Origin of the sequence: Sulfuricurvum sp., from assembly GCF_028712165.1 — a bacterium.
Taxonomy (GTDB): Bacteria; Campylobacterota; Campylobacteria; order Campylobacterales; family Sulfurimonadaceae; genus Sulfuricurvum.
In genome coordinates this window covers 24,953-44,322 of the sequence record NZ_JAQTQR010000002.1, presented here as the reverse complement: position 1 = coordinate 44,322, position 19,370 = coordinate 24,953, and the positions used below count along the sequence as shown (strand labels likewise).

Here is a 19,370-nt window from a genome sequence, read left to right as displayed (position 1 = left end):
TCCATCTATTGTTTTTTGAAATAATACTCAAATTACGGTACACTTAAGACATTAAAATATAAAGTCACAATGATGCACAATAATCTAAACCTTGCACGACAACCGATTTTAGACCGATCCGAGAACATTATCGGCTATGAATTCTTTTATCGTGACAATTATGGAGAATGTGTCATCGATGATCCGAGACATGCAACCGCATCGGTTTTGGTCAATCTCCTCAACCAAATCGGCTCTAGTTCAGCATTTGGAGAGACGCTGGCCTTTATTAATACAGATGGTCCTCTGCTGCTCACCGATATCCTACGCACCTTACCCAAAGAAAAATTTGTCTTTGAGCTCTCGGAATCGACCAAAATTACAGCCCGTATTCATGAAGCCTTACGCCATTTTCACTCACTTGGGTATCGGTTTGCTTTGGATAATGCATCTTTTAATCCACATTACCTCGAAGCGTTCATGCCCCTCTTCCCTTATATGGAATTTGCTAAATTTGATGTGACACAAACGGATATCGAACAATTCAACCATGCACCGAACCCCTATGGAAAAATGAAGCTCATCGCTCAAAAAGTCGAGTTTTACGAAATGGCGGAAGCATATGAAGCACTCGGATTCGAGTATTTTCAAGGTTTTTATTTTGCCCATGCTCACCTCATCACCGGACGCCGAATCGATCCTCAATACATGGATGTTATGGAGCTCTTCACACTGCTCCAAGACGATGCCCCGATGGAAGAGATATGTGATTCATTTAAGTATCAGGGTATCCTCGCACTGCAGCTTTTCCAATTCCTCCGTTCGGCACATCCGGAATACATTGAGGGTGCCATTTCCATTCGGGAGATCATCGAACGTTTCGGCAAAAGTGCACTGATGCAATGGCTGTTGTTGATCATCTATTCCAAATCCGGAACCCGGGCGATCGATGAGAAAAATTCTCACGCCGTTTTCGCCCAAAACCGAATCGACCGAATGGTCTCACTCTTGGAAAAATGCACTCCATATCCGACTGAACTACAGTTAGAACAAATTCAGCTTATAGCGATGCTTTCGTTATTGGAAGGATTGATGAATGTTCCGATGGAGAGTCTCCTCCAAACGCTTCATCCAAACCAAGAGATTGAAGACGCATTGATAGCGCATACGGGGGTTTTAGGGAGAATTTACGCCGCTTCTCTCAAACTGGAAAAGGGCGATGTGAACAGTGCATCACTGTTGCTCAAGTCCTACGGGATCACTCCCGAGGAGATATCGATTACATCAATCCGTTGAGCATCAAATAGCGATACATCGGCTGAAGCATATACAAATCAAATGCCCACCATATCCAGCGAGGTTTCGCCGGATCGAGAGGGAAAGATGGAGCCAACCCGTCATAATTGAATTCTGCCATGATGATCTCTCCATAAGAGACTTTTAATGGACAAACAGTATAGCCGTCAAATTTCAACGTCGGCTCTTTTTTCTCCATGACCGAAATCAGATTCCCTACCATAATAGGGCCTTGATGTCGTGCACTTCCCCCCGTCTTACCGATCGGAATACCGCACACATCTCCGATACCGAAGACATTTTTATAGCGGCGGTGCTGAAGCGTCTCACGATCGACTTCAAGCCACCCTTTCGCTGTCCCTTTTTGCCATCCCAGCAAAGAGTTGGCAACCGCTTCCACCGCAGACGTCGGAGGAACGATATGGATAAAGTCGTATTCCATATCGACATCTTCTTCTTTATCAATCATGTCGTATTCGTTAAGGTCTTTATCAAATTCGCCTTGGACTTGATATTTGTGATGGAAAGTCGCTATTTTTTTCTCTGCATCGATACGGATAAGTTCATGAGCGAATTTATTGGTAATATTGCCGTATCCGTCTTGAACTTTATGCAATGCCGCATCGATTTCAGGAAGACCAAACAGTTTTTCACCTGCTGTTGCAAACGTAAATTCTGCAGTCAATTTGTCCCGTTTGAGGAAATCATCACTGAGATAGAGGATTTTTTGCGGTGCACCGCCGCATTTGAGCGGAGTGGACGGTTGGGTACAGATAACACGCGGTTTAGAGGTTTTAGCCGCTTCATGCAAAGCTTTGAACCAATCACGTGTGATTGTTCCGCCCTCTGCCGTTCCTGCCGCCAAATCGTTCAAATAGACACTTGAAATATTATTTTTTCCAAGCATATCAACAGTGAGACCTTCGATTTGCTCATAATGATATTGCACACCTGCCGCAACAACGAGGTAATCATACTCGACTACCGTTCCATTTTTGGTTGAGAGTTTGTTATTGTCGGGATCAAACGTTGCAACTTCATCTTTAATCCATTTGACTTCGTCACCAATATAGCCGGTGTTATCGAAAATAATATCTTCAGGATCGTATTCACCTGCAGCGACAAAAATTTGACCCGGCTGATAAACATGTTTTTCGTTAGGAGCGATAATGGTAATATCGGGTTTGGAAAGAGCTCTGCGTAAGCGTGAGAGTGCCATTAATGCACCGGAACCCCCTCCCACGATCACTACACGCCCTGTAGCATCCGAAGAAGCATTGGCGGTTGCCGGAGCACCTGCACTTGCCAAGACGGATGCAGCTACCGGTGATAGTGCCATCATTTTCAGCGCACTACGCCGTGAAAGCCCTTCATTCTCTTTTACTTTTTTAAATATCTCATCGTAATTCATTTTAAACTCCTTTTCCAGTAATCTATACATTTCTATCTCTATTATCACCGTGAATAGATTAAAGTATCTTAAAAGTGAATGTACTTTCAGTGATTTATTACTATATTTTTACGACACTGGTTTCCCAACCGTCATATTGACCTTCACATTGGTATGTTATCTCAATCAAATGCAATGTCAATGTATCAATATCGTAATAAAATGGTTTATCCTGACGGTAAAAACTGAGTCCAAGCATCGGAGTGTTTTCGTTCGCATCCATCAGGTCTTTGACCTTGAATGCTTCGGATTCGATCCGTTCCACAAAAGCAGCTCTCTGCTCTACCGTTTCAAAATAAGCCTTGTGCTCGATTGCTCTCGGCAAATGCAGCGAATCGCCGTTGGCTTTTAAATTGTCGCATACTTTATGATTGTGAATAATCTGCCACTCGATCGGTGTCGGGAAAAGAAGTTTATTGTATACCTCCCAATCCGAATCCATTTTTGAACCGAATTCATATTGATACCCTTCAAAATCATTCATCGCCGCCGCTACAACATCCGGCCATTCAAAATCATGTTTAAGATAGTAGATAAAAGTAATTTCACCGTTGGAAACGATCTTGCCGACGTAATTACCGATACGGTATCGGAGTGATTCCATCTCGATTTTATCTTCGATGAAATTGAGCTGTACCTCTTCGTTCTCGGAAACGAGACCTCTCTCATTTGGAGCTTTCATGGCCATTTTGATAAATCCGACATAATATTTATCCTCACTTGGCAGCTCGGCTGAAATTCCGGCATTGACTAAAACCGAGGCAATATTGCCATCGATTGTTTTCATATATAATTCCCAATATTCCTGCATACCCTACTCCATTTCCAACGTCATTAAATACATATCTTCGCCGTCGATCACTTTGACATCCAAACTTTCACACGCGGGACATTTATAAAAAATCTCATCCAAGGTTGTCTGTACCCCGCACTCTTTGCACTCGATCACCAGAGGCTGTACGTTCAACACAAAATCGGCACCGTCACATACCGTTTTCTCTTTAAAGGTATTGAATGCGATTTCGAGCAGATGCGGTTCCACTCCAGACATTTTACCGATCTTGACAATGATCTTCGTGACCGACTCCGCTTCATTTTCACGCGCTATATCTTCACACTGCGTTAGTAATGCTTGTACTATCGAATATTCATGCATCTAACAGATCCTCGGAAGCAGTTCGCCGTTAGGGGTCTCTAAAAACCGAGACGTCCCCCACGGACTTTTCAAGATCACTTTTTTCGGGTACTTTTGGGTCACTTCGCCTACCGCTGAAGCCATAGCGCACACCTCGAAACTCTTGAGTATCTCTATGGCCTTTTGAGCGTCCTCTTTTTTGATCGCCAGTACAAACGTCCCCTCATTCGCCAGAGCAGTAGCTTCAAAGCCCAGCATCTCGCAGATCCCCATAACCTCATCGCTTATAGGGAGTTTTTCTTCGTCGATCTCGATACAGACGTTCGATTGGCGCGCCCATTCGTTGAGCACCGCAGCGACCCCTCCGCGCGTCGCATCACGCATCGCCGTGATCTTCACCCCCGCATCCAAAAGCGCTTTGACCTGCGGGTACAATGAGTTACAGTCGGAGCGTAACGTACTGCTCATTTCAATCCCCTCACGCGCGGCGAAAATCGTCGCCCCGTGGCATCCGATGTCGCGGTTGATGAGGATGACATCCTCTTCGCTCACGTTGTTCGAGCTGATCCCCGCTTGGACGATCTCGCCCAGACCCGTCGTGTTGATGAAAATCTTGTCCACGCTCCCCTTCGGCACTACCTTGGTATCGCCGCTGACCACGACCGCACCGTTGATCGCCAATTCCGCTCTCATGCTCTCAACGATCCGCTCCAGCGACTCGACTTCAAACCCCTCTTCGATAATGACGCTGCACGTCAAATACTTCGGCTGCGCCCCCATCATGGCGAGGTCGTTGCACGTTCCGCACACGGCGAGCTTGCCGATATCCGCTCCCGCAAAAAACAGCGGACTCACCGTAAAGCTGTCGGTCGTCATCGCCAGATTCCCGATCACCGCCGCATCTTCGCTCCGCTCTAATATCTCGTTTTTAAAGGCTTTGTAAAACACCTTTTTGATCAGTTCATTGTTCTCTTCGCCGCCGTTGCCTTGGGCGAGGGTTATGGTTTTGGTCATTTCATTCCTTTTAAACAATTTTTTCTTTTACTGCTAACTCAATTTTATATAGGATTCCCAATTCACTGACGATATCTTTAGTAAGTTTGCTAAGTGGTCTTTTATGTAAATCATTAACATCTAAATAATTTGAAAAGATAAAGCGATAAATTTCTTCTTCAGTAGCAAACCCATTACTAATTAATTCATTAATATAACTCTTCGGATAATTAATCTCTTTCAAAATGAGTTCAATGACTATATCTTTATGATTTTGATAAATAGTCTCCAGTTGGAAATATTCATTATTTTTTTCATATTTTCTATCGAGAGTGATTGTAATATTTTTCTCATCTTCTAATTTGATATTTTTTTTATCGATAATATTTAAAATATCAAGATTATTTAAAGTATATGAGAATGTAAAATCACTATTTTTTACATCATAAGGATGCACCAAATCTCCAGTTTTTTCATCTTCGTAACTATCATCATCACTTTTCATATGATTACAAGCACTACAACTTGGAATGAGATTGTAAAAACTACAAGCTAAGAATGGATAAATTGCCTTGGGATAAAAGTGATCAAGTTGTGGACGAGTTTTTTTCTTTGTTTTTTGGTTCTCTTCATCTTTTTTTTCATTTACAAATGAAATATAACTTCTATTGCAATAAGGACAAGTTTTAATTCCTAAATTTTCAACTAATTTATAAGCGTGATATTCTTTTTCTTCTTTGAATTTATTCTTATCTTTTTGCTTCTCAACTTCTACTTTTGATAAATAATCGTCATATCCATTATCTACAAAAATATTATAAACTATTGTATAAATAGGAGGTTGATTCTTTTTATCTTCATGTTTTTTTGCAACACAAGGGTATTTAAATTGAAAAAATTTTATGATTTTTTTCAGTTCATCGGGATTTGCTCCAAGAATGATTTCTAAATTATTTTTTATACAAAGCAAACAAGATTTTATATGATCATTTAAATGTATATCATTGTTGTTTTTAGTAATTTTCCCACCTATTATTATAGTGTCGATTCTGTCTTCAAGTTTGGGTTTTAAAAAATCTATATGAATTTTCTGTAAAGACAAATTCTTTGTAATTTCAATCATTTGCTTAACTCATCATATTGTCTTATTAGCTCATCAATTTTATCTTTCAAACTTTGCTTTTCTTTTTCTTTTTCATCTTCAGAAAGTTTTTTACGATATAAATTTAAAAGCTTATTTCTTAAAAAATCTTCACCGATAGACTCTATAATAGGTTTTATTTGATTTTCTTGTATAGTTTTTAATGCTTCTTTATCATTGAGAAAATTTAAAATTTCTGTGATTTTTCCTTTCGCAAACTCTCCCATCAAACCATCTTTCATAAAAAAACCGTGAGAAAGGAGGGTGTGGATGTTTGCGCCGAAAGTGTCAATTTTTGTTTCTGTAGTTACATTTATACAATTTCCAGTAGCCTCATCTTTTTCCAAAAAAATCACATTTTCTTTGGGTATGTCAGAGAGTATGAAAGGGGAATGAGTAGCTATTAATAAGTGTATTTTTACAAAAGGAGGAAAAACAAATTCTAAAATTTTAAGAAGTTGACCAAATAAAAATTTTTGCCAATTTGGATGTAAATAGAGTTCTATTTCATCAAATAGAATAGTTACATTATTTGTTAAATTGTCAAAACTATGAATTTTAATTGAATATAGCTTGAAAAATAAATTTAAAAAAGTGATTTCACCGGAACTATAAATAATTGGACTTGTCGTTTCATCAAGCATGTCAAATTTTATGATTTGTTTTGTTGTAAGTTTGCTATACAGTTGAATGAATTCATCGTCTATTTTATTTGCTAAGACTGCCCATACTTTTTGAGATTGAGACCAATGAATATCTCCAAGTTGTTTTGTTTTTTCAATAAATTTCTTAATGTTTTCAAATTCAGTCAGAAATGCAAATGAGCCATCATATTCATTTTGTGTATTAAAGTATTCTTCAATGCATGGTTCGACTTCATGTGTTCGTTTATAAGACTCAATAAATGCTCTTTCAGAATTGATAATAGGAACTAAATTTTGTGAGGAAATGTATTGACTCAGTAATAAAGCAAGCCATATTTTTTCCTCATAGCCTATAGTTTCCTCAATTGCATCCATTTTTTGTTTTATTTCAGAACATTGCTGCGGTGCACAACCATGTTTTTTTAATGCTTGAATAAAATTATTTGCTCGAATTTCATAATCTTCAATTTGAATATAAAGTACATATACCGTAGGCAGCTTCAAAGAAAGTTGCTCAAAAACTTTTTGGATATCTTCAAATGCTGCTCTGTAAATTAAAAGATTTTCATTAAAGGTAAACAAAATGTCAGACAATAAAATAATATTGTTATTATTAATTGTTTTGTAATTTCCTAGATAATTAAAATTAGCTGTATTTTTATATTGGATAAGAGGGTCTATATGTGATTCTGTCAAATGAATAATTGAATTATTTTCAAAATATAAACTTTTAACACCATTTAGCCCGTATTGAGTAGAATCAGCTTTCTTATATATATCTTTGTATGTTATCTCGCTTTTGTTAATAAAGTTAATATCGTTAATATTGAAAAATTCACAAGATAATATTGTTTCATTCCAAAATATGACAATAATTCTTTCGTTGTATAAAAATTCAAGACTCAGCCTACATAGAAGATCGAATAATCGACTTTTTCCACTCCCATTTTCTCCAACAATTGCCGCGACATTGATATTTTCGCCAAAAAAGTTTTCGATATTTTCTTTTGGCTTGATTATCAGTTCACACTTATCTTTTAATTTTCCATCCTCATCATATTCATCTTTAAACTCACACTCAAACTTCGGACTAAAATTAAATCCCTGATGATAAATATTTTTATACTCTTCGACCCATAAATAGACTAATTCCATCTAAATTCCTAATTTCGTATTTCTATTCTTGGGATGGATCCCCGGGTCAAGCCCGAGGATGACGAGATACTTTCAGCATTATTCACTATCATTCAACACTTCCCAATACCCACTTTTCAAACTACCAACCCTCTGCAGTCTCCCCTGCTCTTTGAGAGTCGCCATATCCCTTTTGATGGTTTTATCACTTACTTTTAATCGCTCGGCTATCTGTATCGATGTGATCTCTTTGTTTTTTTCGATCATTTTTACGATCTCATTCAAACGATTTTTAGAGACATTTATTGGGACATTTTCACTCAAAATATTTTTCAGTTTTGAGGATAAATTCTATAAACGGCGTACTCTCTCCCGTATCTTCCAAAGCCTTATTTAGATTCATAATCTTTATAGATTATACCAAATTCCCATACTTATAATACGCCGCACATGCACCCTCAGAACTTACCATACAACTCCCCACCGGGCTTGTCGGTTTACACGCCGTGCCAAATATAGTACACTGCGGCGGAGAAGCTTTCCCTTTTAGGATATCGCCGCAGATGCAGAGTTTATGATCGTCGATCTCCTCTTTTGGCAGTACTGCATCGTAAATCTTCTCGGCGTTGTATCGGTCATACTCCGGACGCAGACCCAGTCCACTTTGGGGGATATCGCCTAATCCGCGCCAGCGAAAGTCTACCTTATGGAAATATTTATCATTCAACGCTTGGGCTTTAAGATTTCCATCGCGCGTCACGGCGCGATGGTATTCCACTTCGAGTTCACACCGATTTTCAATGAACTGTTTGACAATCATACTGATTGACTGCATCACGTCCACCGGCTCGAATCCGCTGACGACGATGGGTTTTCCCCAATCTCGCGGAAACTCTTCGTAGATTTTGCTTCCGCTGATGACACTGACATGCGAAGGCCCCAAAAACGCATCGATGATGCACGCCTCGTCACTGATGAGCGCGCGCATCGGTTCGGGAACCGTGACATGGTTGAGATGCAAGAGGATATTGGTAATATTCTCCTTTATCATCGTATCCAAAAGCGCCGCAGTCATCGGAGTGGTCGTCTCAAACCCTATGGCAAAGAAGATAACCGTTTTATCGGGATTCTCTTTTGCGATCTTCAGACAATCCAGAGGCGAGTAGACGAAACGAACGTCCGCACCTTTGCTCCGTGCGTCCTGCAAGCTTCCGTTACTTCCGGGGACTTTGATCATGTCGCCCAATGTCACCAAAATGACGTTTGGCTGCTGAGAGAGCACATAGGCATGATCAATCCGTTCTTTGGGCATGATACAGACAGGGCACCCCGGACCGTGAACGAATTTGATATTCTCAGGCAACAGCTGCAAAATACCGTATTTCATGATGGTATGGGTATGTCCGCCGCATACCTCCATGATGTTGATGGTACGGGAGAGCTTTTGTGCGTCTGCCGCAATCAGTTTTTGATACCCTTTTATAACCTCGGGATCGCGAAACCCATCATAAAGATCTTTGAGTTCGAGAGAGCTCATGGGGCTTCTCTATTGACACAATTATCATCTTCGAGAACAAGTTGCCGACGCTCTTCCTCATCGAGTTTTTCGAGAATTTCCTGATAGACCCTCAGCGATTCGAGAGCATCCTCTTCATCGATTTTGTTCATAATAAATCCGATATGCAGCAACACGTAATCGCCGACTTGCACAGAGCCCTCTTCCATCAAATCCAATCCGGCAGTACGCTGAACACCCATCGTATCGACCGTAGCGATGTTGAGATCCGTATCGATTTTGACCACTTTTGAAGGTATGGATAAACACATAATTATGCTCTCATCTTTCGTTTAAATTCGATCCATTCGATCACCCGTTTGATCGAAGCTTCGTCGTTAATGTTTACTTCCAAAATATCAACGTTCGGTTTGATTTTACGGGCTTCGGCTTTTTCGCGCTCGATGTCGTATTGGAAATACGGAAGCAGATCGGTTTTCGTAATAAGGATCAGATCGGCTGCCCTGAACATCACCGGATATTTGGCGATTTTATCTTCTCCTTCAGGGATAGAAACCAATACGATATTGAGATGCGATCCCACATCATAGCTTGCCGGACAAACGAGGTTTCCGACATTTTCGATAAAACAGACATCCAAAGGGGCCAGAGGAAGATCATGCAGCCCTTTGTGAACCATAAACGCATCCAGATGGCACGCGCTTCCCGTCTGTATTTGCACTGCAGGAATACCAACCGCTTTGAGACGATCCGCATCGCGTGACGTCTCCAAGTCCCCTTCGACGACACCGAATTTAAACGGGGCTAGGCTACCCATCTTTTCGAGCAGCGTTGTTTTTCCGCTGCCGGGAGAACTCATCAGATTGATCGCCAATACTCCATGTTCATTAAAGTGCTCGCGGTTATAGTGTGCTTCTTGGTCGTTTTTGTCTAAAATCTTTTTGATCACCGCAATCGTTTTGGTGTCGTTGAGCTGCGGGTTATGGTGCAATGTCTCATGCGCTGCCTGATGGGTATGAGAATGTTCATCGTCATGATGATGATGGTGATGTCCCCCCTCGTGAGGGTGTGCATCTTCATCGTGTTCATGATCATGTACGTGGGTATATTCCCGACCGAATTCATCGACATGGGTATGTCCGTGCTGGTGGTGGTTTGTTGTTATAGAACATCCGCAATCTTTACACATTATTATTTCCTTGTTATTTAATTTTTAAATTATCAATCCGGCCCGCGTCAGCAGGTCGATCTCATAAGCATCTTCGCTTTTACCATCGTACAGGATTTTACCGTTTTCGTCTAAAATAATGACACGTTCACCCAACCTCGGTGCAATAGTCAAATTATGCGTCGCCGTTATCGTAGTGATAGGGAGCGCAGCGACGATATCGAGAAATTTTGCCGTACTTGCCGGGTCTAGCGCACTGGTCGGTTCATCCAGCAGTAACGCTTTTGGCGATAGGGACATGACACATGCAAGTGCGAGTTTTTGTTTTTGTCCGCCGCTGAGTTTGAACGGTACACTTTGCAGATACGGTGTTAAACCAAACAACTCTGCGTAGTTACGCACCCGTGCGTCGACATCATCGAACTCCAGTTGTCTCGCACCGAAAGCGATCTCGTCATAGACACTCGGGTTAAACAGCATCGCATCAATATTTTGAAAAACAAGCCCGACATTGCGTCGGAAATATTCATTTTTATGTTTATCTTTTAACGTCCTTTTTGTGAGTGGGTTGTCTTCAAAAAACAGTTCTCCGCTATCGGGAAAAACCAAGCCGTTCAACATTCGCAGCAATGTACTTTTACCGCTGCCGTTTACTCCCAGAAGCACTACTTTTTCTCCGGCATTGATAGACAGGCTGAGATTTTCGAAAACTGTGCTGTCATCACGTTTCAGTGTAATATTTTCAGCTCTAAACATGAAATCCTCTCGATTTCATCGCTTCGAAATTTTCCTTGCTCTCTCGGATATTTTTATCCAAAAATCCTGCAATAGCCGAACCCAGATAATCATAAATCTGATTTCGGGTCGGTTTTTTGAGTGTCCGTGATTTGAGGGCGTCGGTATAGTCTCCGAAAGCACGTTGCATTGTCATGATTTTTGAGACGCTCAAAACCAGTAAAAAGCTCAAATCTTTTGAAAAAGCGACTGCCTCATAGATATTGACTCTGGCCGTAAAAAGGAGCGTCAAAAATACCATATCGAATGATCGCAGATTTACGGTTAGAACATAGTTCCAAAAGGGTTGATTTTGCAGATACAGCATCACCGAATAGCTCAGAGTGATAAAGAGTGAAAAAAGGGCAACCAAAATCAACGATCTGCGACCAATCACTAAAACCGATTTTCCGGACATCACCAAAAGTACTGCAAGGACAGCTAAAAGAGGCTCATAGCTCTTGCACATCGATATGGCTATGAGCGCACCGATGTATAAAATGAGATAGGTTTTAGCTTTCACGTTTCACCGATTTTTTGATTCCAACCATAACCGCAAAGACTAAGAGAGCGCCAACAACGGCACTGATCCAGGTAGAAGCGATAGGCGAAAGTCCGCTGATTTCATAATCCGGAATGATTGCCCCGATCAGAGGCTTTGTATTCTCAATCGATTGAGGAACAAAACCTATCATAGCCCGGATCTCCTCTACGCTCCATTCCCCCCAAGCAGGACCTTGTGCAACAAGACCAAGTGGGGTTAGAATGATCAGGACTAGAATAAAAGCCAACAGGTACTTTTTGTTTTGACTCATATCACCACCTCTTTATTGGTACGCTGATTGGAGATTTTCGCAATAAATTTCATAACCAACATCGTTGCAAACCCCTCTACAACTCCGAAGAATAGAACGTGTGAACCGACTACAGCAGGGATAGTAACATTCAGCCCAAACGGAAAATAAATCGGATGTCCTACAGAATCAACACCCAAAAGAGGCTGGATACCCAAAGCTACGGCGACCACAAACGATGCGGCAACGATACCGCTCCAGCCGGATAGAAACAGAACGATCGAATTGTTCAGTCTGTTGTTGAGGAGCTTGTGAACATAGAATGCTGCAAACGAAGCAACAAACCCCATCGCCAGAGAGTTAATAGCAAACACACTAAGTCCTCCATCCCCAAAAACAAGAGCCTGAATAAACAGGGTAAGGGATATGCAAAAAGCCGCGACCCAAGGACCGAACATTATCGCCAGAATTGCAGCCCCTATCGCATGTCCGCTGGTCCCTCCCGGAATAGGGATATTGAACATCATAATGACAAAGGAAAATGCGGTAAGGGAGGATAAGAAGGCAAAAGATTCATCATTAATCGCTTCTTTTGTTTTTTTAAAAGCTATCATCAGCAGAGGAATAGCTGCAACCGTTGCCGGAAGATAGGTAGAGGGAGATATAAAACCGTCCGGAATATGCATAAAAACTCCTCTGTTGAATAGTTATTCAGTTTTGAAATAATTATAGGTAGTTAACCTAAAAGAGAGGTAAAAACAATACTTTCTTATATATTTTTAGCACTTACTGCGTTTCAAATTAAAAGTTGTAACTCATACGGAGAAGAAAGTAATCATAACCGCCATCGTAATCATGTATACCGTCATTCAACCTATTTTTATTTTTATCCCCAATCATTGCATAACTCATTTCAGCGCTAAACGCTTCACTGATTTGATAGGCTGCGATCAAATCAATCTCTTTTACGTTTAAATCCGCAGGTGCACTTTTGAAATTACCGTACAAAGCACTAAACATCAATCCTTTGATTCCGATACTTGCTAGATCCAATTCACCACTTAACTGATACGCTTTGGCATCTTCCATACTACCGATACTCATCTCTTCCATCGATGTGAAGTATGGGCCTCCGCCGAAGCCGTTTACGATTGTTTTTCCATTATCGTTGATTGTTTTGTTGTATGCCGCACCCAAAGATACCATTCCTATATTAAATGTACCGGCGATACCGTATACACTCCCATCTACATCACTTGATTTTTTTTCAGCAAAGTATCCGTATTGTCCGGAAAATTGGGCATCAATGAGTTCATTGACCGAAATCATGTAGGTTGCATCCGTATAAAGTATATTCGACACATTATCGATTCCGTAATACCATCCCTGCACGGCAAGATTTTCGACACTCTCATTGAGTATACCGACAATAGCTGCACCATGACTGTCTGCAGTATCAAGTTTTTTAAAGTGAGTGATATCATCTCCGGAATCGTATCCGGCCCAGCGTGTAATGTATCCGCCAACCAATGTTGTTTTGTCGATTCCGCTATAGGTAGCAATGGCCGCTTCAAAACTGTTTCGGTGCATACGGATATCATCGGTATCCGCTAGCGGAGTATCGATGAGCTGACGCCCTACTCGTAGAGAAAAGTCATTTGCACTGTAATCGATATATCCTTCACCTATATACGCATAGGATTTAGCATTTGCAGCAAACAAATCGTGGTTCGCTTTCCCCTCCTCCTCATCTCCGGTTGCATAACCGATTTTTTGGCTGATATATGCCGCTATTCCCAGTTTGACGTTATTGCTTCTTCCCGTCTCATATTTCAGCTGACCTCCGAGAGATGTGCCGTAGGTATCGATATCGACTGCATTGTCCTGATTTACATAGGTGATACGAAGTTGTCCGCTCGCTTTTCCCTCATTAAATGCTTCATCGATAGTTTCCCCGCTTAATGCAGCAACAATTGCAAAGCTCATCATCAAAGCTTTTTTCATTTTGAAATACCTTTCATTTTATGAATAATGAATACAAATTCACTAAATGAAGCAGTATAACTTTGGTAAATAATATACGATTGAAGAAATAGTATTCTTATATATTTTTAGAACTATTTAGCCTATTTTTTATACTATGCCAATTTCGATACAATATCTTTATGAACGGACAAACTCACTGCATCTATTGCAAACACACACTTTATTATTTGTCAGATGGGATGGTTAAATGTTCCGTATGCAAAAAAAAGTACAGTCCGATGCGAATCAATCAGATCAAAACGCTTATCCAATTTTTTTGCAATGATGAAAATGCGCTCGAAGCATCCAGATCCCTGAATTTAACCTACGTTACCGTCTCAAAGTACTATCAGAAATTCCGGCATATTTGTGCAGAGTATTGTGAGGATCACTACCATCTCCATCGAACGCAGGAGAGCCAATACGAAGAGTACCTTTATATCGAAAAGTCCAAACGACGTGATAAAACGGCTATCTTTGATTCCCATAATTTTCTGACATTCAGCTACGGAGAACGTGTGTACACTCTGCTTATGCCATCACTAAATATGTACAAACAACAGTTTTTGGAAGATAATCTCGAAGGGGTATATTATAAAGAGTTTTCAAAATTTATGCGTATGAGCAAAATCATCAAGATATCCGAGCATGACAATGCGATTACCAAGTTTTGGCACTATTTTGAACAGTTTATTACTACCTTTAAAGGGGTAAGCAAAGAGCATTTCCCCTACTACCTCAAAGAGGCGGAGTTTAAATTTAATACTCCCATCAAGGAGCGTGTAGCGATTTTAGAAGATCTCTATTTTCGCTCTAATAACCCTTAGATTATTACTGAAAAACCGGCGGTTTCGCTTCTGTAAATGGTGCATTTTTATCAATATTTCCGAAATATACGGACAAATCTTTTTTGGGTTTAAAGTTTTTGAGTTTTACTTCGTAAGTTGTCGGACTGGTTTGTTTTATCGATTTTGAAAAGCAGGATGAAACCGTTTCATCAGGAGTTTTGCTTCGAAGGATGAGATGAAAATCTCTTATACCGTCCTTCCAAGTGTTGGCTGTGCGCAAAATATAACTTATATCAGCACCTCGAAGGCAGGGATATCCCTGCCAATTACGATCATTTTTGGCAAGATTATCTAATTTATCAAGTGTTTTTGCATCAGCACATAAGTATTTAGCAAGTCCTTCTCTCGAGCTTTGCAAATCTCCTCCCAAAAGAGTATTTATATAACAAGCACTCATCCCACTACTTGGAAGAGGGGTATAGGTATGTGATACTTTGAGTTTTTGATGAGCTTTAAATGTTTGTTTCCACTCGTAGGTTACGTAGTTTTTCCAGAGCGATTCAATATCCCAACCTCCAGTGTATACAAAGTCTTGATCAAGTAAACCATTTTTTTTGAGGATATCAGCTTTATCTTGTAATATTTTTTTAATATTATAAGCAGCCATTACAATATCATAATCACTAAAGCCCATACCTCTCAACTTTTGGGTAATATCAGTTTCAGTTCGATTTTCATCATCAGTAACGGCTCTCACCTTCGTCTTAAATTTTACAGGTTGACCGTTAACTACAACTTTAAAGTCTGGTATCGTACCGATATATGCTGGATTTGGGTCACCAACATAATACGGAGGTAAAGGAAATACTATCGTCTCCGTGATATCTTTATCGCTTTCATTGACAAATTCATAATCGACTTTGATTTTGTCGTAACTGATGTCCAAAACCTCTTTTTGCATCGCTATATCATCAGTTTTTCCGATAATGATCCCACCAGCATCAAGTGCTCCGAAACCGTCATTCGCAAAGACTAAACATGGCAATATAAACAACGATAAAAAACTCAAAAGTTTCATAGTATGACCTGCGATCAAGATAGTTAACATTTTATACCATTTAAGCATAAAATCTGTATTTCACAACCCTTGATGACTCGGGTATTTAAATTTTTCAATAATTTCCAAAAGACTCTTTGAAGTCTCTTTTTTTACAACATCAATTCCGTATGATGATTTGAGATATCCGATGATAGTTCCGATATACGCTTCAAATCGTTCTTCAAGTTCCGCACTGAGCCCCATATGAAACGTAATACTTTTAGGGACAATCCCTATCACATTGGATTCGGGCATGGGGTGTCCCATCAACTCAATCATATCCAGACACTGCATGACTCCCACTTCATGTGCACCGCCGCTGTTGAGGCCGTAGCCGCTGAGTTCGTAGGAAGGGATATTGTAAATGCTTCCGGGAGTGTCGTCGAGATTGATCGTATCGAGGATAATGATATAGGCATTTTCCAAAAAGAGGTTCAGCAGATTGATCCCCTCGACCCCTCCGTTGATGATATGGACACGATCATTAAAGGTAAAATTGGCTTTGAGAAACGCCGCCGCATAAATGCCGACTCCGTCATCTTCTTCCAACACATTTCCGACACCCAGAACGACGATAGACATACGTTAGAATCCTTTGCCGTGTTCGATGCTTGGATTGGCGAACTGTTCGAGGATTTCATCGAGACACATGACTTCAGCTTTTTTACTGCTCTTAATCCCCAGTTTTTCGAGTTCATCCACAATCACATCAATGTATTCCGACCATTTTAATCGAAGTGCGGGGGTCACACCCACAGCGACACTGATGATATCTTCGGGAACGATACTGATCATCGACGTTTGCGCACAGTGATGTGCCATCGAGCAGATTTGGAGCATTTCGGTGATCTCGACTTCGTTCGCCGTTTTTTTGATCCCTTGATTGGCAATCAACTCATCGCCGCTTAACACATCGATGGTTCCCACCGCTTTGGTATCATCGGAACTGGTGTTGGCAATAACGACATGCTCATACTCTTGCAACAGAGGCATCAATCTAAACCCAAGCGTTCCGCCATCAACGATGTCCAATGCCGGTTCAAACGTAAAATTTTCTTTGAGATATTTGCCGGCATATAAACCGACTCCTTCGTCCATAAAAAATGCGTTTCCCGAACCGATCAATGCGACTTTAGCGTTCATATTTCCCCTTTGGTATTGTGTATTATATAATAGAGCTGCCCTAATGCAATAGATCCGTCATTGATCGGTGTTTGCTGTTGGGCATAAAAACGTCCCTCACCGAAGCGGCGATACAAGCGTTCCATCAGCGCACGGTTTTGAAATACCCCTCCTCCGACAACCATCGGCAAATCGGGATACATCGAAGCGAATCTAAGCATAATGGCCTCAACCGTCGCGATAAAGCGGCTCGCGATATAGTGTTTCGAATCCGTTTCCGCGGTGAGTGCCATGATCTCTTTCACCATCATTGAAAGATCGATAACTCCGTCTAAAACATTAAACTCAAACGGTTCCGTGATCGATTCATCGACGAATGATTCCATGATCATTCCCCCCTGACCTTCATAATCAAGTGTCTGGATAAATCCGCCCAAGGATGCTACGCCGTCAAACAGCCGACCCATCGAACTGCTCAGCGGGGCATTGATCTTTTTCGACCACATATGGTGAAGCGTCCGTATCTCGTGAGGCAAAAAAGCTTCCGTTGTCGGGGATTTTAACTCCAGAACTTCATCCAGAGTATACGATTCAAATAACAATGAGAGCGCGATTCTGCGAGGTTCTTTGATCGCTTTGTCCCCGCCGAGAAGTGCAAACGGTTTTAAAAAACCGATCCGCTCATATCCATGCGTATCGGCGATCAGCACTTCACCGCCCCAAAGGCTCCCGTCATCCCCGTATCCGGTCCCGTCATACGCAAACCCCAGCACTTTTTCATCCAAATCGTACTCCGCCATACAGGCGAGGATATGGGCATAATGATGCTGTATAGGGATATGTTCTCTTTTTGTGGCAACGGCATACTGCGTCGAGCTGTAAAACGGATGCAAATCACTGGCGATTATGCTTGGTTCACACTCATAAAATCGTTTGAAAGTTTGGATAGTGCGATCAAAATAACCATCTGCTTCCACACTTCCCAAGTCACCGATATGTCCGCTCAATACCATATTGTTGTGTACCCCGAGGGCAATCGCACTCTTTTGGTGCGCTCCCACCGCTAAAACACTCTCCTCAAGCGTGTTGGTCAAAGGGAAGGTACGAGGCGCATATCCCCGACCCATTCTGAGCATAATAACCCTTCCCTCTGCGATTTGAATTACGGAATCATCGAGAGGGTTGATGATGGTGCGGTCATGGCTTAAAACGGCATCGACCACATTTCCCAATCGGCTCACTATCTCATCCGTACGGACAATAATGGGTTCATCGCTGATATTCGCACTGGTCGCAACCAGAGGAAAATCGATTTGTTCGAAAAGAAGACGGTGCAATGGGGTATAAGGTAAAAAAACACCCAGCCGATCGATTGTAGGAGCTACATACTGAGATAAATCCGTCTCTTTTTTGGCACGTACAATGACGATCGGTTTAAGCGCTCCGGCGATGTGTACTCGCTCATCACTCGTAATTTCGGTATAGCTTTCCAGATCTTCCAAAGAGCGAAACATCACGGCCAACGGTTTGGCCTTGCGATGTTTACGGCGACGCAATTCACTCACGGCGGCATCAGAGGTAGCATCGCACATCAGATGAAATCCGCCCAATCCTTTGAGTGCGATAATTTCCCCCGATTTCAGCATTTCCACGGCAAGTTCAAGAGGATTGCCCATGATTGGGTTCCCCTGATTTTCGATCAATTTCAACTTCGGGCCGCATTGCGGACAGCTGATCGGTTCGGCATGATAACGGCGGGAATTGGGGTCGGTGTATTCTGCTTCGCATTCCGGACACATCGTAAAATGTTTCATCGAAGTTCTGACACGATCATACGGAGGAATTTGTATGATCGTATAGCGCGGACCGCAGTCGGTGCAGTTGATAAAGGGGTATTGATAGCGGCGATTTTGCGGGTCATCCATCTCTACTTCGCATGCGGGGCATAAAGCAGTGTCCAGAGGGATTGCGACAGACCCTTCCCCCATAGAACTCTCTAAAATAGTAAAATCTTCGTAGGCAGTGCTACCCGTTGCTTCACTGACACTCAGCGAGTCAATACGGGCTCTTGGGGGGAGATTCGTTCGCAGCGCCTCTACAAACGCATCGCAGTGTATCCCCTGAGCTTCGATCACAACACCCTCAGGAGTATTGCACACCGTCCCTTTTATGTGATGCTGTTTTGCAGTCCTATAAACAAACGGGCGGAATCCGACACCTTGGACTAATCCTTTGATGGTGATTTTGAAATTGTTCATCATCAATTTCTCTCCCGTATCCGAGAGATACGGGTAGCTTTAGGGGGTTGTAGG

21 protein-coding genes are annotated in these 19,370 nt (G+C 41.5%); 2 read left to right on the top strand and 19 right to left on the bottom strand.

What is annotated here, in order from left to right:
* The first annotated feature begins 69 nt into the window (after window positions 1-69).
* Window positions 70-1,275: a hypothetical protein gene (locus tag PHP90_RS00565; protein WP_299923643.1), complete on the top strand. Its 1,206-nt coding sequence runs from the start codon at window positions 70-72 to the stop codon at window positions 1,273-1,275.
* On the opposite strand, the gene PHP90_RS00560 is transcribed toward PHP90_RS00565, so the two are convergent.
* The 15 genes from PHP90_RS00560 to PHP90_RS00490 form a co-directional block, all read right to left on the bottom strand.
* On the bottom strand, window positions 1,259-2,686 hold the full coding sequence (locus PHP90_RS00560; RefSeq protein WP_299923640.1) for an FAD-dependent oxidoreductase: 1,428 nt from the start codon (window positions 2,684-2,686) through the stop codon (window positions 1,259-1,261). The genes PHP90_RS00565 and PHP90_RS00560 overlap by 17 nt on opposite strands.
* Window positions 2,687-2,786: 100 nt before the next feature.
* Window positions 2,787-3,536 (bottom strand): DUF695 domain-containing protein, encoded by a 750-nt coding sequence (locus tag PHP90_RS00555; RefSeq protein WP_299923637.1) that lies wholly within the window; start codon window positions 3,534-3,536, stop codon window positions 2,787-2,789.
* 3 nt (window positions 3,537-3,539) lie between these two features.
* Complete coding sequence (hypA, locus tag PHP90_RS00550) at window positions 3,540-3,881, bottom strand: hydrogenase maturation nickel metallochaperone HypA (RefSeq protein ID WP_299923634.1); 342 nt, start codon at window positions 3,879-3,881, stop codon at window positions 3,540-3,542.
* Complete coding sequence (hypE, locus tag PHP90_RS00545; protein ID WP_299923631.1) at window positions 3,882-4,874, bottom strand: hydrogenase expression/formation protein HypE; 993 nt, start codon at window positions 4,872-4,874, stop codon at window positions 3,882-3,884.
* 10 nt (window positions 4,875-4,884) lie between these two features.
* Window positions 4,885-5,976, bottom strand: a complete 1,092-nt coding sequence (locus PHP90_RS00540) for a hypothetical protein (RefSeq protein WP_299923628.1) — start codon at window positions 5,974-5,976, stop codon at window positions 4,885-4,887.
* Complete coding sequence (locus tag PHP90_RS00535; protein ID WP_299923625.1) at window positions 5,973-7,793, bottom strand: AAA family ATPase; 1,821 nt, start codon at window positions 7,791-7,793, stop codon at window positions 5,973-5,975. The genes PHP90_RS00540 and PHP90_RS00535 overlap by 4 nt, the downstream gene beginning before the upstream one ends.
* A 78-nt stretch (window positions 7,794-7,871) precedes the next feature.
* Entirely contained in the window at window positions 7,872-8,096 is a 225-nt protein-coding gene (locus PHP90_RS00530) for an HTH domain-containing protein (RefSeq protein WP_299923623.1), read from the bottom strand.
* A 91-nt stretch (window positions 8,097-8,187) separates the two neighbouring features.
* A complete protein-coding gene (hypD, locus tag PHP90_RS00525) occupies window positions 8,188-9,309 on the bottom strand; it encodes a hydrogenase formation protein HypD (RefSeq protein ID WP_299923620.1) in 1,122 nt (373 codons plus the stop codon).
* Window positions 9,306-9,599 (bottom strand): HypC/HybG/HupF family hydrogenase formation chaperone, encoded by a 294-nt coding sequence (locus tag PHP90_RS00520; protein ID WP_299923617.1) that lies wholly within the window; start codon window positions 9,597-9,599, stop codon window positions 9,306-9,308. The genes hypD and PHP90_RS00520 overlap by 4 nt, the downstream gene beginning before the upstream one ends.
* A gap of 2 nt (window positions 9,600-9,601) precedes the next feature.
* Window positions 9,602-10,477 carry a hydrogenase nickel incorporation protein HypB gene (hypB, locus tag PHP90_RS00515; protein WP_299923614.1) on the bottom strand — a complete coding sequence of 292 codons (876 nt, stop codon included), beginning with the start codon at window positions 10,475-10,477 and terminating at the stop codon, window positions 9,602-9,604.
* A 24-nt stretch (window positions 10,478-10,501) separates the two neighbouring features.
* Entirely contained in the window at window positions 10,502-11,212 is a 711-nt protein-coding gene (locus PHP90_RS00510; RefSeq protein WP_299923611.1) for an ABC transporter ATP-binding protein, read from the bottom strand.
* Window positions 11,205-11,753 carry a hypothetical protein gene (locus PHP90_RS00505; RefSeq protein ID WP_299923608.1) on the bottom strand — a complete coding sequence of 183 codons (549 nt, stop codon included), beginning with the start codon at window positions 11,751-11,753 and terminating at the stop codon, window positions 11,205-11,207. Before PHP90_RS00505 ends, PHP90_RS00510 begins: the two co-directional genes overlap by 8 nt.
* Entirely contained in the window at window positions 11,743-12,045 is a 303-nt protein-coding gene (locus PHP90_RS00500) for a PDGLE domain-containing protein (protein WP_299923605.1), read from the bottom strand. The genes PHP90_RS00505 and PHP90_RS00500 overlap by 11 nt, the downstream gene beginning before the upstream one ends.
* On the bottom strand, window positions 12,042-12,710 hold the full coding sequence (gene cbiM, locus PHP90_RS00495) for a cobalt transporter CbiM (protein WP_299923602.1): 669 nt from the start codon (window positions 12,708-12,710) through the stop codon (window positions 12,042-12,044). Before cbiM ends, PHP90_RS00500 begins: the two co-directional genes overlap by 4 nt.
* Before the next feature lie 115 nt (window positions 12,711-12,825).
* Complete coding sequence (locus PHP90_RS00490) at window positions 12,826-14,028, bottom strand: OprD family outer membrane porin (protein ID WP_299923588.1); 1,203 nt, start codon at window positions 14,026-14,028, stop codon at window positions 12,826-12,828.
* Window positions 14,029-14,189: 161 nt separating this feature from the next.
* On the opposite strand from PHP90_RS00490, the gene PHP90_RS00485 reads away from it, so the two are divergent.
* Window positions 14,190-14,876 carry a transposase gene (locus tag PHP90_RS00485; protein WP_299923585.1) on the top strand — a complete coding sequence of 229 codons (687 nt, stop codon included), beginning with the start codon at window positions 14,190-14,192 and terminating at the stop codon, window positions 14,874-14,876.
* Window positions 14,877-14,880: 4 nt separating this feature from the next.
* Here PHP90_RS00485 and PHP90_RS00480 read toward each other — a convergent pair whose 3' ends face one another.
* From PHP90_RS00480 to hypF, 4 genes are read right to left on the bottom strand one after another with little or no spacing between them, the layout of a single operon-like run.
* Complete coding sequence (locus PHP90_RS00480; RefSeq protein WP_299923582.1) at window positions 14,881-15,963, bottom strand: DUF4424 family protein; 1,083 nt, start codon at window positions 15,961-15,963, stop codon at window positions 14,881-14,883.
* A gap of 12 nt (window positions 15,964-15,975) precedes the next feature.
* Window positions 15,976-16,518 (bottom strand): HyaD/HybD family hydrogenase maturation endopeptidase, encoded by a 543-nt coding sequence (locus PHP90_RS00475; RefSeq protein WP_299923579.1) that lies wholly within the window; start codon window positions 16,516-16,518, stop codon window positions 15,976-15,978.
* A 3-nt stretch (window positions 16,519-16,521) separates the two neighbouring features.
* Entirely contained in the window at window positions 16,522-17,079 is a 558-nt protein-coding gene (locus PHP90_RS00470; protein WP_299923576.1) for a hydrogenase maturation protease, read from the bottom strand.
* A complete protein-coding gene (gene hypF, locus PHP90_RS00465; RefSeq protein WP_299923573.1) occupies window positions 17,076-19,316 on the bottom strand; it encodes a carbamoyltransferase HypF in 2,241 nt (746 codons plus the stop codon). The genes PHP90_RS00470 and hypF overlap by 4 nt, the downstream gene beginning before the upstream one ends.
* Window positions 19,317-19,370: the final 54 nt, after the last annotated feature.

Bases quoted from the DNA above. Each gene is read 5' to 3' on its own strand.
- hypF (WP_299923573.1), bottom strand. From the start codon at position 19,316: ATGAACAATTTCAAAATCACCATCAAAGGATTAGTCCAAGGTGTCGGA.
- PHP90_RS00565 (WP_299923643.1), top strand. From the start codon at position 70: ATGATGCACAATAATCTAAACCTTGCACGACAACCGATTTTAGACCGA.
- hypA (WP_299923634.1), bottom strand. From the start codon at position 3,881: ATGCATGAATATTCGATAGTACAAGCATTACTAACGCAGTGTGAAGAT.
- PHP90_RS00520 (WP_299923617.1), bottom strand. From the start codon at position 9,599: ATGTGTTTATCCATACCTTCAAAAGTGGTCAAAATCGATACGGATCTC.
- cbiM (WP_299923602.1), bottom strand. From the start codon at position 12,710: ATGCATATTCCGGACGGTTTTATATCTCCCTCTACCTATCTTCCGGCA.
- PHP90_RS00470 (WP_299923576.1), bottom strand. From the start codon at position 17,079: ATGAACGCTAAAGTCGCATTGATCGGTTCGGGAAACGCATTTTTTATG.
- PHP90_RS00540 (WP_299923628.1), bottom strand. From the start codon at position 5,976: ATGATTGAAATTACAAAGAATTTGTCTTTACAGAAAATTCATATAGAT.
- PHP90_RS00500 (WP_299923605.1), bottom strand. From the start codon at position 12,045: ATGAGTCAAAACAAAAAGTACCTGTTGGCTTTTATTCTAGTCCTGATC.
- PHP90_RS00485 (WP_299923585.1), top strand. From the start codon at position 14,190: ATGAACGGACAAACTCACTGCATCTATTGCAAACACACACTTTATTAT.
- PHP90_RS00490 (WP_299923588.1), bottom strand. From the start codon at position 14,028: ATGAAAAAAGCTTTGATGATGAGCTTTGCAATTGTTGCTGCATTAAGC.
- PHP90_RS00475 (WP_299923579.1), bottom strand. From the start codon at position 16,518: ATGTCTATCGTCGTTCTGGGTGTCGGAAATGTGTTGGAAGAAGATGAC.
- PHP90_RS00535 (WP_299923625.1), bottom strand. From the start codon at position 7,793: ATGGAATTAGTCTATTTATGGGTCGAAGAGTATAAAAATATTTATCAT.
- hypD (WP_299923620.1), bottom strand. From the start codon at position 9,309: ATGAGCTCTCTCGAACTCAAAGATCTTTATGATGGGTTTCGCGATCCC.
- hypE (WP_299923631.1), bottom strand. From the start codon at position 4,874: ATGACCAAAACCATAACCCTCGCCCAAGGCAACGGCGGCGAAGAGAAC.
- PHP90_RS00510 (WP_299923611.1), bottom strand. From the start codon at position 11,212: ATGTTTAGAGCTGAAAATATTACACTGAAACGTGATGACAGCACAGTT.
- PHP90_RS00480 (WP_299923582.1), bottom strand. From the start codon at position 15,963: ATGCTTAAATGGTATAAAATGTTAACTATCTTGATCGCAGGTCATACT.
- hypB (WP_299923614.1), bottom strand. From the start codon at position 10,477: ATGTGTAAAGATTGCGGATGTTCTATAACAACAAACCACCACCAGCAC.
- PHP90_RS00555 (WP_299923637.1), bottom strand. From the start codon at position 3,536: ATGCAGGAATATTGGGAATTATATATGAAAACAATCGATGGCAATATT.
- PHP90_RS00560 (WP_299923640.1), bottom strand. From the start codon at position 2,686: ATGAATTACGATGAGATATTTAAAAAAGTAAAAGAGAATGAAGGGCTT.